The sequence below is a fragment of the Thermogutta sp. genome (assembly GCF_039793925.1).
Lineage (GTDB): Bacteria > Planctomycetota > Planctomycetia > Pirellulales > Thermoguttaceae > Thermogutta.
Map to the genome: position 1 here is coordinate 1 of NZ_JBAMME010000256.1, position 4,572 is coordinate 4,572.

The following is a 4,572-nucleotide window of genomic DNA, read 5'->3' on the forward strand; positions in this document are numbered from 1 at the left end:
CGGACAGCCATTTACAGCACAGGAACTTGACAGTGCAACTCATCGGTAGGCCGCCTTAAGGACACCATCGTTGGGTACCGTTGTTGTTCAAATGCCATGCGACGGAGGCCATTATCGTGGAAGTAGAAGCATTGAGGGAATTGGTGCTTGATAGGCTCAAAGAGGCCGGATTCCTGATGTCAGAGGATGGCACGCTATATCCTCCCTCGGTTGATAAGGAGGGTTTGCGAGAGATCCACCGTGCCGCTTCCCAATTAGAAATCGCTGCCCGTCAGGATTGGCTTCAGCGACATCTTCCCGAATACCTTTCTTTCTTTGCCAATGGTGACGAAATCGTACCCGAACGTGTTGACCCCGCATTGGTCGAAGTTACAACAGAGCAACAACACAATCTCTTCCGCGTGGCCAGATTACTCTGGTCTATTCCATTCTCCAAGGGCTATGGTCGCCGCTTGCGATTTTTAATCATGGATCGAGCCAATAATAAATTAATCGGCTTGCTGGCTTTACAGTCTCCACCTCTTAGCTTTCCAGCACGAGACCGCCTGTTTCGCTATCCCCCTGGCAGGAAGACTGAACTGATCAACCAGACTATGGACATCCAGACACTTGGGGCCGTACCACCCTACGATCGTCTATTGGGCGGGAAACTGATAGCACTAGTGGCAGCCTCTAATGAGATTCGCCAAGTCTATCGGCATAAGTATGCTGGACGTGCAACCGAGATGGAACAGCGCATCTTGCCGCCCCATCTCGTTGCGCTTACTACTACAAGCGCTTTTGGGCGGAGCAGCCTGTACAACCGCCTAAGATATTATGGAACAGTTATAGCGGAGTCTCTGGGTTATACGGAAGGCTATGGTACTTTTCACTTGATGGAACTTTACCCGTTGTTCCGCGAATTTTTGGAAAACCAGGGGATTTCGACGCGAGGAGGCTTTGGCACTGGCCCGCGCCGGAAATGGCAAACGATGGTGCGAGCGCTAGATCGGTTAGGTCTTCCGTCTGATCTGCTTCGTCACGGCGTAAAGCGGGAAGTGTTCCTGTTTCGCCTGATAGACAATTTGGAAGCGTACATGGAAGGCCGGGACACGGAACCAGTCTATCGCAACCTGCCATTCTCGGAGCTGGTCGCCTGGTGGCGAGAACGCTGGCTGCTGCCACGAGCGGAGCGTGTGGATGGGTGGCGAGAGTGGCGCAAAGAGGAAATCGCAAGTCTATTGCTGATTGAACAGGACAAGGCCGCAACATGATAGAGTCTGCAGAGCGCCCCTTTGGCGAACTCCCTGCTGCGTTAGTGGATGAGGTCCTCAAACGCACGGAGGATATCAGCCAGAAGTTGTTGGACGACTTTGAGCAAGTGCGCGCGCGTCGCCAGGAATGGCGAGCAAGCCTTGAACAAGCAGGCCTGCTTCACCGTGACGCCGAACTTCCCTATATGCCCATCCCAACGACCTGCGGCGTAGATGGCTCCTACGCCGTAGAGCGGCTGTTGGCTAGCGACCTGGTCGCGGCGGCTGCCGTTGCCGTAGAAGGCTTAACCCCGCCTTCGGAAACGCGCTATTGGCCAGAGCCCCGCCACCTCGTTTGGATAGAAACAGAGGCTCACGAGGCTGAGACCGGCACGATCTTGCGTGCCTTGATGATCGGCATGGAGTTAGAGCTGGCCGCGCAAGCGCCGCATGAGGTTGTCTTCCTGGATGGGTCTCTCACCACTCCTCTCATCTACTTCAACCAGGCATTGAATAAAAGTCGGGATGCTTTACATCTGCATACTACAGCCCGGTTTCTTGACCGGGCAACCTCGATCCTGGAAGCGTACTTGACCATACTGGCTTCAACCCGAAGCGACCGTTGTTGGCTGGCTATACCCAAGTACACGACAAGGCGGGAAATTGGGCAGAAGATGGGATGGTCTGACACATACGACGACCGTGGCCTTTTGAGCTTTCTGTTGAAACCAGGTGAATATACAAGCCCCAGGCCCCTGCAGCAACCCACCGAACCCTGGCACTTGAACTTGGAGCCACTGGAATCAACTAGCCGGGAAACAGCGAGTCGCACAGCGGATAAGATCATCTCATCACTGGGAGAGATCCAGGTCGTCTACTACCGGCCCTATCCCTGGCTTCCAGCCCTCCGCCTCGAAATGAGCCGCGCAGTGGCCGAAAATCAGGCACGCTTGGCCACGGTGCTTCATGGAGTTCGTCACCAATGTGGTGCACCTGCGGTGATGGAACCTTATCCCCTTTACATGGCGGACCGGATGGTAAAGCACTTGCCCAAGGCTATCCCTACATTCCGACAGGTAACCAGTCAGCACATTGCCGAGACCTACCAGGGAAGCATTAGCGAGGTTTTTCTGGGCTTGCATGGCTATCGCACAGAATCAGGAGGATGATCCTATGCAGAAGAATCTTGATCAACTTGTGGACGAGGCGGAACGGATTGGCGTGGTAGGGTCGCCATCCTCTACTAGTGAAGTGGCACTGGATATCTTGGCCGGAGCCGTCAACAAGAAACTTGTAGGGGAACTGGCCTTGTTCCGCTATCACCAGGACGGCCTTCCCCATTACGCGTTGGGGCAGATTACTGAGGTGAAACTGCGCAATGTCTGGCACGAAGATCCCACGATGCGTAGCCTGATCCGTCAGCGCGGGCGGGTGGACACAGTCAGTGAGCGCCAGGATACCCATCTGGGAGAGATGACCATCAGTGCCGTCTTCTCCGCTGGTTCCAATGGCTATCGCCCCAGCATCTTGGGTACTGTCCCGGCTACAGGCACGCCCATTCATCTTGTCAATGACACCGTTCTATCTGAACTACTTTCGCCCTACCGCGACCAGCTTTTCTACTTGGGGCATGCCTACGGTTCAAAGCCCCTTCTGCCGCTTTGGTTCAAGCATTTCGACACTGGCCCACAGGGCGCTGGAGAGGCCTACCACCTGGGCATCTTTGGCAAAACCGGCTCTGGCAAGTCGGTACTTGCCAAGATGATCCTGTTGGCCTATGCCCGTTATCCCAGGATGGCGCTCCTGGTTATCGATCCTCAGGGTGAATTCGCCAAGGAAGCCAGAGGTGAAGCGGTGCCAGGCGAATTCCGTTTGCCGATGAAAGATATCCTGAAGAGGCTCAAAAAACCGGTCCAGGTGCATGGCGTGAGGGACTTAGTGCTGGACCGGTGGGAGCTGTTCGCTCAAATCCTCTATGAGTCACCCTTCTTTGAACAGCTGAGCATTCCTAAGGGAGAAAACCGCCAGTTGGCAGCAAGCACATTGGCTGATCGCCTACAGCGCGCCAAAGTTGCGCTAAAGGACCTTCACACCCGTGAATCCTTCGTTCGTGCCTGGGGGCTGCTCGGCGATGAGAATGTACAAAAGGTCTTTTACCGGACAGAAGGGTCGCGAGCCCGATTTCAGTCCATGTATGACCAAGCGGATCGCAATTTCTTCTTCACCCACTATTGGCTCCCTGTTGCGCAACTGTTTCGCGAAGACCGGCAGGGCGCGCAAAAGGTGGAACGGTTACTGGCGGGTTTGTTTGATCCCGATCAAGCGCAACGGCCCCTTGTTGTGATAGACTTATCGGTGGAACAGGCGACTCAAACCACTGGCAGTTCGAAAACCCTTCCTCTTTTTGGTGGAGATCAATCCGAGCCTCAAAGTATTCCCTTGTTCTGGAACGAAATGATACAAGCGCTGGTTATCAAACGATTGCTGGAAGGTATTCGCACGGCGGCAGAATATGCCTACAAACAGAACCGTAGTCTCAACACACTGGTGCTCATGGATGAAGCACACCGCCTTGCGCCTCGCGAAGATCCCGAGAGCGAGGAAAAGAAAGCGGTGCGAGGCATCTTGATTGATGCGGCACGCACGACGCGCAAGTACGGAGTTGGATGGTTGTTCATCAGTCAAACCCTTTCCAGTCTCCATCGCGAAATCTTAGAACAGTTACGCATTTTCTTCTTCGGTTTTGGCCTGGGAATGGGGGCCGAGTTCAAGGCGTTAAGCGAGCTGGTAGGTGGACGTAGTAAGGCCCTTGACCTGTATCAGTTGTTTCGTGACCCGCATTCATCGTTTGACATTGCAACCAGAGAGTATTCATTTATGACTATCGGCCCGGTCTCTCCACTCTCGTTTGCTGGGACGCCGTTGTTCTTCAATGCTTTTAACACTGTTAAGGAGTTCCTGGATACCAACGCGCTGGGGGAGTAAAGGCGGCCTAACCCGCCGCTCCAGCCGACGCCGCCTTCGGCGGCGCGGCTGAGCGGCAAGCCGTTAGCCCGCTCATTGGAGTCGGCGGGCGACCATTAACTACAAAAGGAGGTCTGAGCATGGTACGCACAACGATTCGGAAAGTCTTGTTTATCAGCCTTCTGGCTCTATTGCTGGCGAGCCAGACCATTCCGGTTTCCGCCGGGTCGCTCGTTTGGAGAAGCATCGGACCTGAAGGCGGAAGTATTTACGCCCTGGCGATCGACCCGGCGACGCCCGGCACCCTGTATGCCGGGACATATGGCGGCGGCGTGTTCAAGAGCACCAACGGCGGCGCTTCGTGGAGCGCGGTCAA

The 4,572-nt window shown here is 54.9% G+C and carries 4 protein-coding genes; all 4 read left to right on the forward strand.

Annotated elements, in window-relative coordinates; genetic code table 11:
- The first annotated feature begins 116 nt into the window (after positions 1-116).
- The gene (locus ABJK56_RS12385) at positions 117-1,253 is read left to right on the forward strand and encodes a Druantia anti-phage system protein DruA (RefSeq protein WP_347244978.1); all 1,137 of its coding nucleotides are present in this window, start codon (positions 117-119) and stop codon (positions 1,251-1,253) included.
- Complete coding sequence (locus ABJK56_RS12390; protein WP_347244979.1) at positions 1,250-2,401, forward strand: DNA double-strand break repair nuclease NurA; 1,152 nt, start codon at positions 1,250-1,252, stop codon at positions 2,399-2,401. Before ABJK56_RS12385 ends, ABJK56_RS12390 begins: the two co-directional genes overlap by 4 nt.
- A gap of 28 nt (positions 2,402-2,429) precedes the next feature.
- On the forward strand, positions 2,430-4,217 hold the full coding sequence (locus ABJK56_RS12395) for a DUF87 domain-containing protein (protein ID WP_347244980.1): 1,788 nt from the start codon (positions 2,430-2,432) through the stop codon (positions 4,215-4,217).
- 119 nt (positions 4,218-4,336) lie between these two features.
- A partial coding sequence (locus tag ABJK56_RS12400) for a hypothetical protein (RefSeq protein ID WP_347244981.1) occupies positions 4,337-4,572 on the forward strand: 236 nt, incomplete at its 3' end.